1 protein-coding gene is annotated in these 1,081 nt (G+C 61.4%); it reads left to right on the top strand.

Going from position 1 to position 1,081, the window contains the following annotated elements; translation table 11 throughout:
• Positions 1–242 precede the first annotated feature (242 nt).
• Positions 243–1,081: ectoine/hydroxyectoine ABC transporter substrate-binding protein EhuB (gene ehuB / locus AC1DWF_RS32415; RefSeq protein ID WP_476842622.1), on the top strand; the 839-nt coding region annotated here is incomplete at its 3' end.

Below are 1,081 nucleotides of genomic sequence, written 5' to 3' on the forward strand. Positions count from 1 at the left end.
GTGATCGCCAAACTGACAATCATTGCCGGCGGCGGCGAGAGCCAGGGCGACACATCGGCATTCCCCTGGCCGCAAATTCAGTCGGTTCTGGATGACCTCAAGCACCTGAGCGAACGCGACCGGCCTGGCGACAGTCGTGGCCCGGTCGAAATCCAACCACGGCGAGGCTGAGCGCACTGCAGGATCGCGGGAGGGCGAGACTGCGTTGGCACCAAACATCAAAAATCAAAGGGAGAGAGCAAATGAGCTTGAGAAGTCCAACACGTCTTGCACGCATGTGGAGCGCATTGCTTGCGCTGATCGTCATCATGACTGGTGGCACGGCYTKGGCCGAGACCACCAAGGARCGGATCTTGCGCGAAGGCAAGATCGTCATYGGCATCCACAACCGCTCGCCCTGGGGTTTTCGCGATGAAGCCACTGGCGAGGCAAAGGGATGGCATCCGGACCTACTGAGGACTGCCTTCTCCGAACTCGGCGTCAAGGAGCTCGATATCAGGGTCACCGAGTTCGGTGCCTTGATCCCGGGTCTGCTGGCCGGCCGCTTCGATGCCGTTGCCTCCGGTCTTTCCATCACACCCGAGCGCTGCCGGCAGGTCGCCTTTGGGTCTCCGGATCTGAAGGTGCACGACGCAGCCATCGTGCTCGCCGGCAATCCAAAACAGATCCATGGCTTTGCGGACATTGTCAGCAAAGAGATCATCATGGGTGCCGGTCGCGGCAGTGTGTCGGTCAGGAATGCGGCGGCGGCCGGTGTGCCGGAAAACCGCATGTTGCTGTTCCCCGACATTGAAGCCAACATCTCGGCCCTGCGCTCCGGACGTATCGATGTGACGGTGCTGTCGTCTCCGACCGTGATCGGCCTGCTCGCCGGCGACAAGGCCAAGGGCCTGGAGAGTGCGACACCGTTTGTGACCACAGACGAACAGGCGACTTATGCAGCCGTTGCTTTCCGCACCGAGGACCAGGATCTGCGGGCGCTGTGGGATGAACGACTGGCTGCCCTGACGCAGGACGGCACGGTAACCAAGATCATGGCCCGATATGGCTTTGGCGCAACGGAGGTCGTGCCCAATACCGT

The organism is Aminobacter sp. P4_D5 (assembly GCF_056401815.1).